Source organism: Stenotrophomonas sp. CASM114 (assembly GCF_049384325.1).
GTDB lineage: Bacteria > Pseudomonadota > Gammaproteobacteria > Xanthomonadales > Xanthomonadaceae > Stenotrophomonas > Stenotrophomonas muris.
Genome location: NZ_JBMRGJ010000011.1, coordinates 1 through 16,939 on the forward strand (window position 1 = coordinate 1; position 16,939 = coordinate 16,939).

The following is a 16,939-nucleotide window of genomic DNA, read 5'->3' on the forward strand; positions in this document are numbered from 1 at the left end:
GCTGTTCGGCGGCGTGCAGGGCCAACGCCAGCATCGCCACCAGGCCCAGCCCCGCCACCAGGCCGTGCAGGGTCGAGGCCGCGATCAGGCGCCAACGCCGACGACGATCACGCGAGGCCAGCTGCTTTGCAGCCACCCACGAGGGGCTGCGCCGTTCGCCGGAACCTACGCCGAAGGCGTCGGCTTCTGCCGAAGCAGGCTGAGCGCCAGACCACCCACCACCAGCACGCCCAGACCCAGCAGCGCCCACAACAGCCACGACTTCCAGTCATGCTGCGGCTTCAGCGCCGCATCGCCCGCCAGCGGCTCCGGGCTGCCTTCCAGTCGCGCCAGCGTCGGCTGCCACGACGGATCGTTGCGCTGCCGAAGTTCCTCGATCAACACCCCGATCGGCGCGTCCGTGCGGCGCGCGGTCGCGCTGCCCACCGCCAGTGCGTAGGGCGCCGCACCCTGGCTCAGGAACACCAGCACTTCCGGTTGGTAGCCCAGGCGCAGCGTCGGCGCAGTGGCAGATTCCGCCGGATTGGCCACCAGCTTCCAGTAGCGGTCGCGGTGCACGCCGCCCAGCGGCTGCGCCGCCGACTGCTGGCGCTGGCCCTGCGTGCCCTGTTGCACCTGGTAGGCGATCCACGGCGCGCTGCGGCGCTGCCACTCGGCACTCTCGTCATCACGACTGAACAGCGTCCATTGCACCAGGCTGTTATCGGTGCTGGCCACATCGGCGCGCGCCACCGGGAACCGGCCATCCATCTCGAAGGTGTATTCGCCCTTGCCCTTCGACGTCGGCTCCAGCGACAGCCATTCCCACGGCAGCGTGGCCGGCGCTGGCGGCAGTTCCGCCAACACGCCGCGCAGGGTCGGCAGCCGCGAGTCGCCCTGCGCCAGGATGCGCAGGTAGCGTGCAGTGCCGTCCACCTGCAGGCGGCGCTGCAGCAGGCGCTTGCCGGCGCGCTGCAGATCCACCAGCGGCACGTCGCGACCCATCGATCGCCAGTGCTGCAGGTCATCACTGGCATCCAGCTGAACCTGCGCCTGCAGCGGCTGGCCGCTGTCGGCCCAGTCCAGCACCAGCGCCGCCAGCGGCTGCTGGTCGAGCATGCTGGCGTCGATCAGCCAGCCGCCCTGCCCGTTCGCCGTCGCCCCGCCACTCACCCGTGCTTCGACCCGGCGCACGCGCCCATCGGTATCACGCTCGGTCAGCAGCTGCAGATCGTTGCGCTGGGCATCGGCCAGCGGCGGCAGCACGAACCACGGCAGTTCACGCTGCACCGGCGGTTGCGCCAGCGGCTGGTCCGGCGCCAGCAGTGCCGACAGCAGCAGCTGGCTGGCTGCATTGAACACCTGCAGGTCGCTGAGGTCGGGGCTCACGGCACGGCGGTAGATCGCCGGCTCCAGCACGATGCGGTAGGCACCGGACTGCGCGCTGGACAATGTGAGCGGCCATTGCTCGGCATACTGCGTGCGGTAATCAGCCGCCTGCACCACGACGGCGGCCAGCATGCCGAACATCGCCGGCAGCAGCGCCCTGCTCCACTTCCTCATTGCTTTTCCTCCACGGTCGGCGCCACGCTCGGCGGAGCCGGTGCCAGATAACCCACGACCGTGCACAGCAGGCCGTAGGCGATGAACGATGCGATGCCCAGCAGGTTGCCCAGGTGATGGCGATCGACAATAACCAGCTTGGCCAGTACCACGCCCATCAGCACGGCACCGACCATCCACAGCACACGCTGGCCACGACGCGAACCCCACACCCAGGCAATCACGCCCAGCACGCTCCACAACACGGTCAGGCTGGTCTGGGCCAGGCTGAAGCGCATCATCGACGCGTTCCACGCCAGCCCACCCCACTGGTGCACGCCATGCAGCACCAGGCTGGTCAGCGCGACGAAGGCCGCCAGTGCCAGCAGCGGCATGCGGATGTTCAGCAATGCCTGCGGGGCCTGCGATCCCTGATTGCTGTACAGCCAGCGCGCCAGCAGCAACAGGCTCAACCATTGGCCGATCTCGGCCGGATTCAGCACCGGCAGCCACAACAGCGGTGCGGCGTCGCCCGGCAGCAGCTGGCCCAACAGCCAGCCGATCGACAGCAGGCCGAACAGCACGCACTGCAGCGGGACGCGCACGCTGTCGAAGGCCTGTCCCAATGGCCAGCGCAGCGCATTCCAGCGCCACAGCGACAGTGCCGCCATCAGCAGCCATGGCAAGGTCACCAGCAGGGTCGTCCAGCCCTGCGCCAGATCGGCTTCGCCACCGCCCCACAGGGCCAGCAGCGAAAGCAGCGACGGCCACAGCAGCCACCACAGGAACTGCGCGATGCGGGCCACGGTATCGCCGCCCTGGCGCAGGCACAGCAGGGTCCGCACGCCCAGCACCGCGAACACCGCCCAGGCCAGCGCGCCATAACCGGCGAACGGCTGGTGGTGTGCATCGCCCTGCATCAGGGCCAGCGGGAAGCCCAGCGCGAGCATGGCCAGTGCGGTCACGCCCAGTGCACGTGCCGGCCGGCGACGCTGCACTTCGGCCACCAGCCAGGCAGTGACCGCGGCCAGCACCAGCAACGCGTCCACTTCGGTGCGGTACGGGAAGAAGCGGGTGATCTCATGGACCAGGCCGCCCAGCCACCACAGCAGGCCCCACAGGTAGTACACCAGTGCGACCTCATGACGTGGCCTGCGCTGGTAGCTCCACGCCGACGCGAAGCCGGCCAGGGCCAGCAACAGCGCGCCGATGGCGGTCGGGTTGATCAGGAAGCGCAGGTCTTCGTGCCAGTGGTCGCCACCGGCAACGAAGGCGAATGCGGCGCCGATCTGCAGCAACGCGCCGGATGCCTGCGGCAGCCAGCGCTTCTGGCGCAGCCCCAGCCACACCAGCCCGGCACCTTCCAGCGCAAACACCGCACCGGTGGCGCGCGCCGACAAGGCCAGCGGTACCGCCAGCGTGGCGAAACCCACCGCAAGTACGGCATGCGACTGCGCCAGCACGGTATAGGAGGCGCGTGCGATCAGCGCCCGGGCCAATACCGCGTAGATCGCGGCCAGGCCCAGCGCGCACAGTGCCAGCGTCATCGGTTGCGCGTGCAGCATGCCCGCTTGCAGCGAGAACGCGACCAGCGGCGTGCCGAACACCAGGCTGCCATCGACCAGGTCACGCCGGCCGGCCGGCTGGCGGCGCGCGTACAGCAGCGGAATCAACAGGTAGAACACGAAGAACAACAGCAGGAACGGCTCAGTGCTGCTGAACTTGTCCGGTACGTACTGCAGCACGCCCCAGAAGGTGCCGATGCCGAAAGTGAAGGCGAAGCCCAGCAGGTTCAGCGCGCGCCAAGGGCGGAACCAGGCGATGGCGAAAATGCCTGCGTTGAGCACCGCGTAATAGCTGAACAGCCCCACGTGATTGCCGCTGCCGGTGGACAGCCACAGCGGTGCCATGAAACCGGCCAGGATCCCCAGCACGGCCAGCGTGCGCGAGTTCTGCACCACCGCCAGCACGCACAGGCCGGCCACCAGGGCAATGGAGCTGGCGAAGGCGAAGCCCGGGGGAATCAGGTCGAAGCGCTTGAAGGCCGCGAAGATGGTCAGCAGCAGCACGCCGATGGCACCGCCCTGCAAGGCCAGCGCAAACAGGCGCCGGCGCTCGCGCTGGTGCCAACCAAAGGCCAGCAGGCCCAGCGCGCCCACAGTGATGCCGGCCAGGCGCAGCTCGATCGGCAACACCAGCCAGCCCTGGTCGCTGACGTACTTCAGCAGCGCAGCGACACCGGCAAGCAGCACCAGCATGCCGATCTTGACCGGCACGTTGCCTTCGGTGAACCAGCGCTTGACCGCACTGATGCCGCGCTCGATGACGTTGGGCAGTGCCGGCTCGGAAGGCAGCGGTGGCTGCACCGGCACCGGTGGCACCGGCGGTGGCGCAGCAGGTCGGGGAACAGGCGCCTCGGTCGGCGCTGCTTCGCGCACCGGTGGCTGCGTGGGGTGCGGCGCAGCAGCGGCGACCGGCCGCAGGAACGGTGGATCGGCACTGGCCGCGGGCGTGGCCGCAGCCCGTTCAGGCGTGGGCGCGCTGGCGGCCGGCCTGGCGGTGGCAGGCGCGGCGGCCATCGCGCTTTCCAGCGCCGCGACGCGGCGGCGCAGGCCGGAGATCATCACCAGCGCCACCACCAGCAGCAGGGGGATGGCCAACAGGACCAATACGACCAGTGCGATCAGTGCTTCCATTGCGTGCTTCCATTGCGTTCCCGCGCCACAGCGGCAGCGGTCGACCGCCCCATGCTACGACAGGGTGGGCCCCTTAAACGACGAACCCCGGCCAGGCCGGGGTTCGTCTGCGATCTACGCCGGCCTTACTTGGCGGCGATGACCTTGGCCATTTCCAGGCACTTGTTCGAGTAGCCCCACTCGTTGTCGTACCAGGTCACCAGCTTGACGAAGGTGCCGTCCAGGGCGATGCCGGCATCGGCGTCGAACACCGAGGTGCAGGTTTCGCCGCGGAAATCGGTGGCCACCACCTTGTCTTCGGTGTAGCCCAGGATGCCCTTCAGCGGGCCTTCGCTCTGTGCCTTCACTTCGGCGCAGATCTCGGCGTAGGTGGCTTCCTTTTCCAGCTCGACGGTCAGGTCGACCACCGACACGTCCGAGGTCGGCACGCGGAAGCTCATGCCGGTCAGCTTCTTGTTCAGTTCCGGAATGACCACGCCGACGGCCTTGGCCGCACCGGTGGACGAGGGAATGATGTTTTCCAGGATGCCACGGCCGCCGCGCCAGTCCTTGTTGGACGGGCCATCGACGGTCTTCTGGGTGGCGGTGGCCGCATGCACGGTGGTCATCAGGCCGCGCTTGATGCCCCACTTGTCATTGATGACCTTGGCCAGCGGGGCCAGGCAGTTGGTGGTGCACGAGGCGTTGGAGATGATCGCCTGGCCGGCGTAGGTCTTGTCGTTCACGCCGTACACGAACATCGGCGTGTCGTCCTTCGACGGGGCCGACATGATGACCTTCTTGGCGCCGGCATCGATGTGCTTCTGCGCGGTTTCCTTGGTCAGGAACAGGCCGGTGGCTTCCAGCACCACATCAGCGCCGACTTCATCCCACTTCAGGTTGGCCGGGTCGCGTTCCTGGGTCAGGCGGATCTTCTTGCCGTTGACCAGCAGGTCGTTGCCCTGCACCGCCACGTCGGCCTTGAAGCGGCCGTGCACGGAGTCGTACTTGAGCATGTACGCCAGGTAGTCCGGCTCCAGCAGATCGTTGATGGCCACGATTTCGATGTCGTCGCCGAAGTTCAGCACCGCCGAGCGCAGGACGTTACGCCCGATGCGACCGAAACCGTTGATACCAACCTTGATTGCCATTTCTCAAGCTCCTGCGGCCGCGACAGGTGCGGCGGGATGGATAGGGCCCACAAGTCTAGCAAACCGCCGCTGGCCACCGTGGGCCAGCCGGGACCGCCGGCCGGCCCACGGACAGGATTTGATCCGGATCAAAGCGTTAGCGCGGCGTGAGGCCGAGACTGTCGCCATCCACCCAGCAACGAGAACACCCCCATGCGCAAGACCTCCCCCCTGATCGTGGCCAGCCTGGCCGCCGCCCTGTCGCTCGCCGCCGCCCCGGCCATGGCCCAGTCCAAGGGCGACTGGACCGTCTCGGCCGGCGTGCACCAGGTGGCGCCGAAGTCGAACAACGGCTGGCTGGCCGGCGGCACCCTGAAGGTCGACGTCGACAATGACGTCAAGCCGACCATCACCGGCGAGTACTTCATCGCCGACAACCTGGGCATCGAAGTGCTGGCCGCGCTGCCGTTCAAGCACGACATCAACATCAACGGCCTGGGCCGCGTCGGCAGCACCAAGCAGCTGCCGCCGGTGGTCACCCTGCAGTACCACTTCAACAGCAAGGGCAAGGTGTCGCCGTTCGTCGGCGCCGGCCTGAACTACACCACCTTCTTCAGCGAAGACACTACGGGTGCGCTGGCCGGCAGCAAGCTGAAGCTGCAGGATTCGTGGGGCCTGGCCGCACACGCCGGCGTGGACTTCGCGATCGGCGAGAAGGGCGCCCTGCGCGTGGACATGCGCTGGATCGACATCGACAGCAAGGTGAAGTTGAACGGCGAGAAGATCGGCACGGTCAACATCGATCCGCTGGTCTACGGCGCTTCGTACGTCTTCAAGTTCTAAAGCGGTGTATTGGGCGCGGGGGCTTCGCCCCCGCTCCCCCGCTACACGCAGAACCCTCGCAGCATGTTGCCCCGGTAATTGCCGGGGCTTTTTTGTGCCTGGGACTGAAGCGGTTCCGGAGCTGGGGCAAGGCAGGGAGCGGAGCCGGGACACGCCGTAAACCCATCCCTGGGGGCTCGATGGCGCCATCCATGGCGCCAACGGTCCCGGCTCCGCTCCCCGCCTTGCCCCTTCCCATCACCGCGTGCGTACCAGCTCAAGCAAAGGCAAGAGCAGAACCCGTGCATCCGAGGCGCAGTGATTGCCTGTAATTGCAGGAGGCCGATTTTGATCCTGCATTTGTTTTTGATGTTGCATTTGACGTTTGCATCCGCCTCCGCGGCCATGTTTGGAGGGGAGCGCAGAGGGAGGGGCGGCGGGACCGTTGGCGCCATGGATGGCGCCATCGAGCCCCCAGGGACGGATTTACGGCGTGTCCCGCCGCCCCTCCCTCTACGCTTCCACTTCGGAACAGGAACGCGCCGCTCTTCAATCCACCTACCCCGCTAGAATGGGCGCATGAAAGCCCTGCACTCCCTGTTCCTCGCCGCCGCCCTGGCGCCGGCCCTGCTGTCCGTCTCCGCCCCTGCCCATGCCTGGGGCGCGCAAGGCCACCGCCTTGTCGCCGAAGTCGCCGACGCCCGCCTCACCCCCGCCGCCCGCGCCGAAGTGGACCGCCTGCTGGCCACCGAACCGGACGCCACCCTGGCCAGCATCGCGCCCTGGGCCGACCAGCTGCGCGCCAAGGACCCGGGCCTGGGCCGTCGCTCGGCCGGCTGGCACTACGTCAACATTGCCGAAGACGACTGCCACTACGAAGCACCGAAGCACTGCAGGAACGGCAACTGCATCGTCGAAGCCCTCAAGGCGCAGAGCGCCATTCTGGGCGACCGCAGCCTGACTGACGGCGAGCGCCTGCAGGCGCTGAAGTTCGTCGTGCACCTGGTCGGCGACATCCACCAGCCGATGCACGCCGGCTACGCCCACGACAAGGGCGGCAATGATTTCCAGCTGCAGTTCGGCAACCGCGGTACCAACCTGCACTCGCTGTGGGACAGCGGCATGCTCAACACCCGCAAGCTGGACGATACCGGCTACCTGCCGGTGCTGCAGAGCCAGCGCGTACCGAAGCTGGCACGCCAGTCCAACCCGCAGCGCGACCCGCAGGCCTGGGCCGAGGCCAGCTGCCGCATCTCCATGCAACCTGGCGTTTATCCGGCCTCGCGTAAAATCGGTGACGAGTACACCGAGCGCTACCGGCCGCTGGCCGAAGCGCAGCTGCGGCTGGCCGGTGAAAACCTGGCGCAGTTGCTGAACCGCGTGCTCGGCACGCGCTGAGGAGAGCTCCAATGCCGGTCCAGGTGCAGTCGTTCTTCCACCGTGACAGCAACACCTTCAGCTACCTGGTCAGCGACCCGGCCAGCGGCGAGGCGGCGCTGATCGATCCGGTCCTGGACTACGACCCGGACACCGACGCCAGCAGCGAATCACCGCTGCGCGCGGCATTGCAGGCCATCGAACAACAGGGCCTGCAGCTGCGCTGGCTGCTGGAGACGCATGCCCACGCCGACCATGTGTCGGCCGGGCGCCGACTCAAGCAGCGCTTTCCGCAGGCCACGCTGGCTATCGGTGAAGGCATCCGTGCGGTGCAGGCGACGTTTGCGCCACGCTATGGCCTGCAGCTTCCGGGCGCCGATGAAATCTTCGACCACCTGTTCAGTGACGGCGAGACCTTCACTTTGGGCGAACTGCGCTGCCAGGTGATCGCCGTGCCTGGCCACACCAGCGACAGCATCGCCTACCTGATCGACGATGCGCTGTTCACTGGCGACTCGCTGTTCATGCCCGACGGCGGCACTGCCCGCTGCGACTTCCCCGGCGGTGATGCCGCACAGCTGTACCGCTCGATCCAGCGCCTGCTGGCCCTGCCGGATGCCACCCGCGTGTTCGTCTGCCACGACTACGGCCCGGGCGGCCGCGACTTCGCCAACGAAACCACCATCGGTGAACAGCGCGCGCACAACATCCACGTGCACGACGGCGTGGCCGAGGCGGAGTTCGTCAGCGTGCGCCAGGCCCGCGATGCGACGTTGGAAGAACCGAAGCTGATGCAGCCTGCGGTAAAGGCCAATATCCAGGGCGGGGCCTGACGTACGCCGGGCAGAGCCCGGCGCCATCGGTTTCCATCACGGACCGCGAGCGTTCATTTTCCCTGCATCCGCACCACGTGCTGGCCCTTCACGATCTCGAACGTGAAGGCGTACTGCAGGGTGACCGCTACCGGCTCGACGCGCTCGGCGCCCCGGCAGTCACCGCGGTCGGCAGGCACCTTGCCCGCCGCGAAGTGGCAGACCGCTGCGGACGAGTACTTCCACATCGCCACGGCTTCCTGGGCAGCCTGCAGCAGGGGCGCATTCTCGCCCGCAGCACCTGCCGCGCACTCCGGACGATCGGTCAATGGCAGGCTTCGCTCCACGGCGCCATTGGCATCAACCACGACCTGCAGGCAGATCGTGGTCGGCGCCAGTTCCGCGCGCGGGTCACGATCGCCAACCTCCGGGTCCGGTGCCGCGTACAGCTGCGGCATCCGGTAGCCTTCGGTCGCACCCAGCGAATACACCTGCGACTGTCCACCGCCGCTGCCCGCCTGCGGCTGCAGGCGCTGGTGGCCGACATTTTCGCTGCGGGTATCCACCGTGGTCAGGCGGTCCTGGCTCGCACACCCCACCAGCAGCGCTGCCACCATGATCAGCGCAGCGGACTTCATTGGGTGTCCTCGGTGTTGTCCATGGCGAACGTGATCGGAATCTTCACCGCCGCTGCAACCGGCTTACCGTTCTTCATCGCCGGCCGATAGGTCCAGCTGCGTGCCGCAGCGATCGACACCGCATCGAACACGCCCGGATTGGTGGCACTGAGCACGCGGACATCGCTGGGACGCCCCTGCGCATCCACCTCCACGCGCAGGTTCACCACACCTACCTGGCGCTGCTCGAACGCGGATTTCGGATAGGACGGCGGTGGCATCCTGTCGATCTGGATCGGACGGTCCAGCCCAGCCTTGGCCGCATCTTCCTCAGCGTGCTCGAACGGCTCGACACCGATCCCCGGGCTCCCGGCCGCGCCGCCCTGGCTGGCCCATGCCACCGCGCCCATGCCCACACACAACCCGACCACCAGCACCTGCCCGGACACCCACGGCAATGCCTTCCGCTTGGACTGCTTCAACATGGCGATACGCTCCTTCAACACGGGTTGGCTGCGCCAATGGCAGACCGCGGGCGCAACCGGGTGGACCAGCTGCGCCTTCAGCAGCGTGCTGGCGTAGAGGCCGCGCAGCGCCGGCTGCGGAGCCATGGTGCGGGCATCGCAGGCCAGTTCCTGGTCGCGCAGGAAGCGGCCCGCAGCCCACGGCAGAAGCGGGTGGAACCAGAACACCGCGCGCACCAGCAGCAGCGCACCGTTGGCCCAGTGATCGCCATGACGGTGATGGCTGCGCTCGTGCTGCAGGATCAAGCTCTGTTCCTGTGCGGTGAACTGCAGGTCGAAGTCGGGACCAACCACGATGCGTGGGCGCCACAGGCCAACCAGCGCGGGCAAGCCGGGATCGCCGCTGGCCTGCCAGCTGCCATCGGTGCGCGGCGTCAGTGGGCCCATGCTCCGTTCGAAACGATGTTGTGCGTGCAGGTCGCGCAACAGGCGGATGCCCGCACCCAATGCCCACAGCGCGAACAACAGCCCGGCCCATGGCAACGAGGGCCCGCTCATGGCATCGAGGGCACCGGGCATCACTTTCAGCGGCAGCGTGGGTACCTGCTGCAACACCGCAACCTGTGGCAATGGCAGCGTCAGGGCGACCAGCAGCAGCGGCAGCAGCCACCAGCTGCGGTAGGCCAGCCCAGCGCCCCCCAACCGCACCAGCAGCGGTCGCAGCACCGCCAGCAGGACCACACCCACGGCCAGCCACAGGCTGGCCCGCCACAGTCCGTCGAGCAGCTCAGTCATGGTCCAGCTCCTGGATCAGCTTCTTCAGTTCGGCGATGTCCTGCGCGCTCAGCTGGCCCCGTTCACTGAAGTGCGCGACCAGCGGCGCCACGCGCCCTTCGAAGACACGGCCGATGAAGTCCTGGCTCTGCGCCTCCACCCACGCCTGTCGCTGCAGCAGCGGCCGGTACAGGTAACGCCGTCCATCGCGCTCGGCAGTGATCGCGCCCTTGGTCAGCAGGCGGTTGAGCAGGGTCTTGATGGTCGGCTCGGCCCAGTCGCGATGGGCCAGCGCGGCCACCACGTCATCGGCACTACGCGGTGCCTGCTGCCACAGCACCTCCATCACGACGGCTTCGGCTTCGCTGATCGGGGTCATTGTTTACATCCGTAATCGACGGGTTGATTACGCGCGTAATCGAACTGCCTGTCAAGCCCCTCGACTCCGGGTTCATCCCGGCTGCGCCAGCATCGGTTCCTCCCGCCCCTGGCCCCGGATGAAAGCACTGCCGAAGAAGGATTTCCCGGTCGAGCAGGCCCGCCGCTTCCTCGAACCCGGCCCGATCGTGCTGGTCAGCACGGCATGGCACGGCCAGCGCAACCTGATGACGATGGGCTGGCACATGGTCATGGGCTTATCGCCTTCACTGGTCGCCACCTACCTGTGGGACGCAAACCACAGCCACGCGTTGGCGCGCGGCAGCGGCGAGTGCGTGATCAACGTGCCCGGGGTGGAGCTGCTCGATACCGTGGTGGACATCGGCAACTGCAGCGGCCGCGAGGTCGACAAGTTCGCCCGTTTCGGGCTCGACGCACTGCCCGCGCGTGAGGTCGGCGCGCCACTGGTCGGCCAATGCCATTCGTGCTTCGAATGCCGCCTGTACGACGACAGCCAGGTGGCAGCGAGCAATCTGTTCATCTGGGAAATCGTGCATGCCCATGTTGCGCCCCGGCCGAAACTGCCGCGCACGGTGCATTACCGCGGCGATGGGCAGTTCATGGTGGCCGGCGCGGAAGTCTCGCGTCGACGGCGGTTCAAGCCCGACATGCTGTAATGCCCGCACTCCCCCGACGCAGGACCGCCGCGCATGACCGAACACCTCACCGACCTGGACGCCGCCGTCGACTGGTTGTTTGCGCGCGTGGACGGGCCGCTGCGGATCGGGGCACCGCTGGCACTGGGCAAGCCGCATCGGCTGCTCAATGCCCTCTACGCGCGCGTCGAGCACGATCCGTCGCGGCCGCTGCAGCTGTATACCGCGCTGTCGCTGAATCCGCCGAAGGCGCGGGGCAACGGCCTGGAGGCGCGCTTCCTGGCGCCGTTCGCGCAGCGCCATTTCGGCGACGACTTCCCGCGCCTGGCCTATGCCGATGCGATCGCACGCGACGCGTTGCCGGCACATGTGCAGGTGGAAGAGTTCTACATGCAATCCGGCGCCCTGCTCGGGTCGCGCCAGGCGCAGTCCAGCTATACCAGCCTGAACTACACCCACGCCGCCGATGCGGTGGCGCAGCGCGCGCCACAGGTGATCGTGCAGAAAGTGGCGATGCGCCCGAACGACCGCCGGCTTTCCCTGTCGTGCAACAACGACATCACCCAGGACACGCTGGACGCGATGACCGCGCGTGGCCTGCCGCGTCCGCTGCTGATTGCCGAGATCGATCCCCAGTTGCCCTACCTGGGCGGCTCGGCCACGGTCGATGTCTCGTTCTTCGATCTGGTGATCACCCCACCGCCGCCGTACCCGGCGCTGTTCGGGCTGCCGCGGCAGCCGGTCGGCGATGTCGACTACGCCATCGGCCTGTACGCCAGCACGCTGGTGCGCGATGGCGGCACGCTGCAGATCGGCATCGGTACGCTGGCCGACGCGCTCAGCCATGCGCTGGTGCTGCGCCACACCGACAACGCGCGCTACCGCCGCGTGCTGCACGCGCTGGATCCGCAGCTGGCCAGCCACCCGCTGGTGCAGGAGATCGGCGGCGTGGACCCGTTCGAAGTGGGCCTGTACGGCTGCAGCGAGATGCTCAACGAGGGCTTCCGCAGGCTGGTGCAGACCGGGGTGATCAAGCGCAAGGTACACGATGACCTGGCGCTGATGCAGCGCATCGAGAACGGCAGCACGCTGTCGATCGACCACGCCACACTGGCGGCCGAAGGTGAGTACCTGCACGGCGCGTTCTACCTGGGCTCGCCGGAATTCTACGAGTGGCTGCGCACGCTGCCAGAGGACGAGTGCCGTGCGATCGGCATGCGCCGCATCAGCGAGATCAACCAGCTGTACGGCGGCAACGAAACGCTGGAACGCCTGCAGCGCCGCCATGCGCGCTTCTTCAACTCCTGCATGATGGCCACCGCGCTGGGCGCGGCGGTGTCCGACGCGCTGGACGATGGACGCGTGGTATCCGGTGTGGGCGGCCAGTACAACTTCGTGGCGATGGCACATGCCCTGCCGGAAGCCCGCAGCGTGCTGATGTTCCGCGCCGCGCGCGATGACAAGGGCCGACGCGAATCCAACGTGCGCTGGAACTACGGGCACACCACCATTCCGCGCCACCTGCGCGACATCTACCTCAACGAATACGGCATTGCCGACCTGCGCGGACTGACCGACGAGGACTGCGTGCATGCGATGACCGCAATCACCGAGGCCCCGTTCCAGGGCGGCCTGCTGCAGCAGGCGCACGCTTCGCGCAAACTGCTGGCGGTCGCGCAACCGGATCCGCAGCGGCAGCAGCGCAATACGCCGCAGGCGCTGACAGCGGCGCTGGCCCCGTTCCGCGCCGATGGCAGCCTGCCGGACTATCCGCTGGGCAGTGACTTCAACGAGATCGAGCAGGTGCTGGTGAAAGCGCTGGCGTGGCTGAAGGCCAATACGCAGACCCGCGGCGACAAGCTGCGTACCGTCTGGGCAGCACTACGGCAACCGGCCGGCGACGGCGATGCGGTGTACCTGCAGCGCATGGGCCTGCAGGCACCGAAGGATTTCGCCGAACGCCTGGACGCGCGCCTGCTGCGGCTGGCACTGGCGCGCACCGCCTGAGAAAAGGGGACGGAGGGGATTAAGTCGTTTGTGCACAAACGACTTAATCCCCTCCGTCCCCTTTTTCCTGCGGCAAAGAAAAGGCCGGCGTGCGCCGGCCTTTCCTCATTACGTCGCGATGCTGCTTACAGCGCCTTGGCGGCTTCCACCACGTGCGCGGTGGTGATGCCGAAGTGCTTGTACAGCTGGTCGGCCGGGGCGGAGGCACCGAAGGTGTCGATACCGATCACGGCACCGTCCAGGCCGACGAACTGGCGCCAGAAACCGGTGACGCCGGCTTCCACGGCCACGCGCTTGCGCACGGCGTTCGGCAGCACCGATTCACGGTAGGCCGCATCCTGGCGCAGGAACACGTCGGTGGACGGCATCGAGACCACGCGGGTCTTGAGACCAGCCGCGTCCAGCTGGGCCTTGGCTTCGGTGGCCAGCGAGACTTCCGAACCGGTGGCGATCAGGATCACATCCGGGGTGCCGGCGGCATCGGCCAGCACGTAACCGCCGCGCTCGATCTGCGCGATCTGCTCGGCGCTGCGCGGCTGGTGCGGCAGGTTCTGGCGGCTGAACACCAGGCAGCTCGGGCCGTCCTGGCGGGTGATCGCGGCCTTCCAGCTCACCGCCGACTCGACCGCATCGCACGGACGCCACACGTCGTTGTTCGGGATGTAGCGAAGCGAGGCCAGGTGCTCCACCGGCTGGTGGGTCGGGCCGTCTTCGCCCAGGCCGATCGAGTCGTGGGTGTAGACGTGGATGGCGTGCGCCGGGATCAGCGCGCTCATGCGCACGCCATTGCGGGCGTAATCGCTGAACACCAGGAAGGTGGCGTCGAACGGAATGAAGCCACCGTGCAGGGCCAGGCCGTTGGCAATGGCGGTCATGCCGAACTCGCGCACGCCGTAGTACACGTAGTTGGCGTTGGCGTCGTCGCTGGCAACCGATTTGCTGCCCTTCCAGAGGGTCAGGTTGGAGTGCGCCAGGTCGGCCGAGCCGCCGACGATTTCCGGCAGCAGCGGGGCATAGGCTTCGATGGCCAGCTGCGAGGCCTTGCGCGAGGCGATCGTCGGGCCTTCCGCGGCCACCTGGGCGATGTACGCATCGGCCTTGGCAACGAAGTCGGCCGGCAGTTCGCCATGCGAGCGGCGGGTCAGTTCGGCTGCTTCAGCCGGGTACTGGCTGGCGTACTTGTCGAACAGCTGTTCCCACTCGGCCTGGCGCAGGGTGCCGGCGCCATTGGCGCGCCAACCGTCGTAGATCGCCTGCGGGATCTCGAACGGGCCGTATTCCCAGCCCAGCTGCTTGCGGGTGGCTTCCAGCTCGTCCTTGCCCAGCGGTGCACCGTGGCTGGATTCCTTGCCCGCCTTGTTCGGCGAACCAAAACCAATGGTAGTGCGGCAGCAGATCAGGGTCGGCTTGTCGCTCTGCGACAGCGCGGCCTCGATGCCGGCCTTGATGCTGTCCGGGTCATGGCCATCGACGTCGCGGACCACGTTCCAGCCATAGGCCTCGAAACGCTCCGGGGTGTTGTCGGTGAACCAGCCCTCGACATTGCCGTCGATGGAGATGTGGTTGTTGTCCCAGAAGCAGACCAGCTTGTGCAGGCCCCAGGTACCGGCCAGTGAGGCCGCTTCATGCGACACGCCTTCCATCAGGCAGCCATCGCCCATGAACACCCAGGTGCGGTGGTCGACCACTTCCAGCTCCGGACGGTTGAAGCGCTGTGCCAGCAGCTTCTCGGCCAGGGCGAAGCCCACGGCGTTGGCGAAACCCTGGCCCAGCGGGCCGGTGGTGGTCTCCACGCCCGGGGTCTCGTGGCGTTCCGGGTGACCGGCGGTGTGGCTGCCCAGCTGGCGGAACAGCTTCAGCTGCTCGATCGGCAGGTCGTAGCCGCTCAGGTGCAGCAGCGCGTACTGCAGCATCGAACCGTGGCCGTTGGACAGCACGAAACGGTCGCGGTTGAACCAGTGCGGGTTGCTCGGGTTATGGCGGAGGTAGTCGTTCCAGAGGACTTCGGCGATGTCGGCCATGCCCATGGGCATGCCGGGGTGGCCGGACTTTGCGGTTTCAACCGCATCGGCGGCAAGGAAGCGGATGGCGTTGGCCAACTGGCGACGGGTAGGCTGCGTCATGGTTCTGTCGGAATCGGGAGGCGGCCGCGGACGTGCGGGCGGCCTATTGTCCCATAGTCGCCGGGCGGGGGGTCAGTTCACCTTGCCCGGTCGTGCCGGCCGCTGGCCGGCACGTCATGATCTCCGCCGGATTCCGCATGTGAAAGGGGCCGGAGCCCTTTCCCCTGCGGAAAGGAATCCGACCCCGATCAGGTCGCCAGCAGTGGCGTTGGACTCAGTCCTGCTGCGGACCCAGCGCCGGGCCATCGTGCGACTCGCCCTTGGCCACCAGCGTGGTCAGGGCCAGGTCGCCGGTCACGTTCAGCGCGGTACGGCACATGTCCAGGAAGTGATTCACGCCCAGGATCAGGCCGATGCCCAGCGGATTCACACCGACCATCGCGCAGATCATCGCCACCACCGGCAGCGATCCCGACGGCACGCCGGCGGTACCGATGCCACCGAGGATGCAGACCGCCATCACCATGATCTGCTGGCCGATGCTCAGGTCCACGCCGAAGAACTGGGCCAGGAAGATCACCGTCACGCCCTCGAACAGCGCGGTGCCGTTCTGGTTGGCGGTGGCACCCACGGTCAGCACGAAGCGCGACACGCGCTGCGGCAAGCCCATCTGGTCGGCCACGCGCAGCGCGGTCGGCAGGGTGGCATTGCTGGAGGCGGTGGAGAACGCCATCACCGTTGCTTCCTGGGTATCGCGGAAGAACGACAGCGGCGAGCGGCCGGACAGCCACACCGCGGTACCGTAGGTCACGATCATGTGCAGGCCCAGCGCCAGCACCACCACGCCCACATAGGCACCCAGGCGGATGATCAACTCGAAGCCGAACAGCGCGGCCAGGTTGAACATGAAGCAGGCCACCGCATAAGGGGCCAGGCGGATGACCAGGTTGATCAGGGTCATCGAGATTTCGAACACGCCTTCGATGGCGCGGCGCAGCGGGGCAACCTTTTCATTGTCGGTCAGCACCATGCCGATGCCGAACATCAGCGCGAAGAACATCAGCGACAGGATCGCGCCGTTGTCCGACGCGGCCTGCAGCACGTTGCTCGGCACGATCGACAGCAGCATGTCCATGCCCTTCGGCGTGCCGTGGATGCCAGCGACGATTTCCTTGCTGCGCTCGGCGTTCTCCGAGAGCATCAGTGCCGCAGTCTGCGGATCGACGCCCGCGCCCGGCTTGAGCAGGTTGACCAGCACCAGGCCGATGCCCACCGCGATGCCGGACAGCAGCACGGTGTAGGCCAGGGTCTTCCAGCCGATGCGGCCGAGGGCGCGGATGTCGCCCATCTCCGACACGCCCATGATCAGCGCCGAGAAGATCAGCGGCACGATCAGCATGAAGATCAGGTTGAGGAACAGGCCCGACGCCGGGGTGGTGACGTAGTCCATTACCCACTTGGCACCAGCCTGCAGACCATCGACGCTGCCGCCCAGGGCGTGCACGATCAGTCCCAGGACCAGGCCGATCGCAAAGCCGATGCCCATCTTCCAATGCAGGGGCAACTTCTTCTTGTCGGCAGCAGCTGCTGTCATACGCGGGTTTCCTCGAAAAATGAATGCACTCTAACAAAGCGCGCAAGCG

General features: G+C 67.3%; 13 protein-coding genes. 5 read left to right on the plus strand and 8 right to left on the minus strand.

The features are described 5' to 3' along the window. Window positions 1-165 precede the first annotated feature (165 nt). From VG566_RS12190 to gap, 3 genes are all read right to left on the minus strand, one after another. On the minus strand, window positions 166-1,542 hold the full coding sequence (locus VG566_RS12190; RefSeq protein WP_241884266.1) for a DUF3999 domain-containing protein: 1,377 nt from the start codon (window positions 1,540-1,542) through the stop codon (window positions 166-168). Next, window positions 1,539-4,217: a DUF2339 domain-containing protein gene (locus tag VG566_RS12195; RefSeq protein WP_241884265.1), complete on the minus strand. Its 2,679-nt coding sequence runs from the start codon at window positions 4,215-4,217 to the stop codon at window positions 1,539-1,541. The genes VG566_RS12190 and VG566_RS12195 overlap by 4 nt, the downstream gene beginning before the upstream one ends. Window positions 4,218-4,342: 125 nt before the next feature. After that, window positions 4,343-5,347 (minus strand): type I glyceraldehyde-3-phosphate dehydrogenase, encoded by a 1,005-nt coding sequence (gene gap, locus VG566_RS12200; RefSeq protein WP_005414333.1) that lies wholly within the window; start codon window positions 5,345-5,347, stop codon window positions 4,343-4,345. 192 nt (window positions 5,348-5,539) lie between these two features. On the opposite strand from gap, the gene VG566_RS12205 reads away from it, so the two are divergent. The 3 genes from VG566_RS12205 (at window position 5,540) to VG566_RS12215 (ending at window position 8,358) form a co-directional block, all read left to right on the plus strand. Beyond that, entirely contained in the window at window positions 5,540-6,169 is a 630-nt protein-coding gene (locus tag VG566_RS12205) for an OmpW/AlkL family protein (RefSeq protein ID WP_014648239.1), read from the plus strand. 558 nt (window positions 6,170-6,727) lie between these two features. Beyond that, window positions 6,728-7,546 (plus strand): S1/P1 nuclease, encoded by an 819-nt coding sequence (locus VG566_RS12210; RefSeq protein WP_241884264.1) that lies wholly within the window; start codon window positions 6,728-6,730, stop codon window positions 7,544-7,546. A gap of 11 nt (window positions 7,547-7,557) precedes the next feature. Next, window positions 7,558-8,358, plus strand: coding sequence for an MBL fold metallo-hydrolase (locus VG566_RS12215; protein ID WP_014648241.1), 801 nt, complete (start codon window positions 7,558-7,560; stop codon window positions 8,356-8,358). Between the two features lie 53 nt (window positions 8,359-8,411). On the opposite strand, the gene VG566_RS12220 is transcribed toward VG566_RS12215, so the two are convergent. From VG566_RS12220 to VG566_RS12230, 3 genes are read right to left on the minus strand one after another with little or no spacing between them, the layout of a single operon-like run. After that, on the minus strand, window positions 8,412-8,975 hold the full coding sequence (locus VG566_RS12220; RefSeq protein ID WP_241884263.1) for a hypothetical protein: 564 nt from the start codon (window positions 8,973-8,975) through the stop codon (window positions 8,412-8,414). Next, window positions 8,972-10,213, minus strand: coding sequence for a M56 family metallopeptidase (locus VG566_RS12225; protein WP_134967047.1), 1,242 nt, complete (start codon window positions 10,211-10,213; stop codon window positions 8,972-8,974). The genes VG566_RS12220 and VG566_RS12225 overlap by 4 nt, the downstream gene beginning before the upstream one ends. Beyond that, entirely contained in the window at window positions 10,206-10,571 is a 366-nt protein-coding gene (locus tag VG566_RS12230) for a BlaI/MecI/CopY family transcriptional regulator (RefSeq protein WP_014648244.1), read from the minus strand. The genes VG566_RS12225 and VG566_RS12230 overlap by 8 nt, the downstream gene beginning before the upstream one ends. Window positions 10,572-10,689: 118 nt before the next feature. Between VG566_RS12230 and VG566_RS12235 the strand changes: the two genes are divergently transcribed. Together VG566_RS12235 and VG566_RS12240 are read left to right on the plus strand one after the other, a co-directional pair. After that, window positions 10,690-11,247, plus strand: coding sequence for a flavin reductase family protein (locus VG566_RS12235; protein ID WP_241884262.1), 558 nt, complete (start codon window positions 10,690-10,692; stop codon window positions 11,245-11,247). Window positions 11,248-11,280: 33 nt separating this feature from the next. Further along, window positions 11,281-13,233, plus strand: a complete 1,953-nt coding sequence (locus VG566_RS12240) for an acetyl-CoA hydrolase/transferase C-terminal domain-containing protein (protein WP_049406588.1) — start codon at window positions 11,281-11,283, stop codon at window positions 13,231-13,233. A 125-nt stretch (window positions 13,234-13,358) separates the two neighbouring features. On the opposite strand, the gene tkt is transcribed toward VG566_RS12240, so the two are convergent. Then, window positions 13,359-15,356 carry a transketolase gene (gene tkt, locus VG566_RS12245; RefSeq protein ID WP_014648248.1) on the minus strand — a complete coding sequence of 666 codons (1,998 nt, stop codon included), beginning with the start codon at window positions 15,354-15,356 and terminating at the stop codon, window positions 13,359-13,361. A gap of 214 nt (window positions 15,357-15,570) precedes the next feature. After that, window positions 15,571-16,890: a dicarboxylate/amino acid:cation symporter gene (locus VG566_RS12250; protein ID WP_014648249.1), complete on the minus strand. Its 1,320-nt coding sequence runs from the start codon at window positions 16,888-16,890 to the stop codon at window positions 15,571-15,573. Window positions 16,891-16,939: the final 49 nt, after the last annotated feature.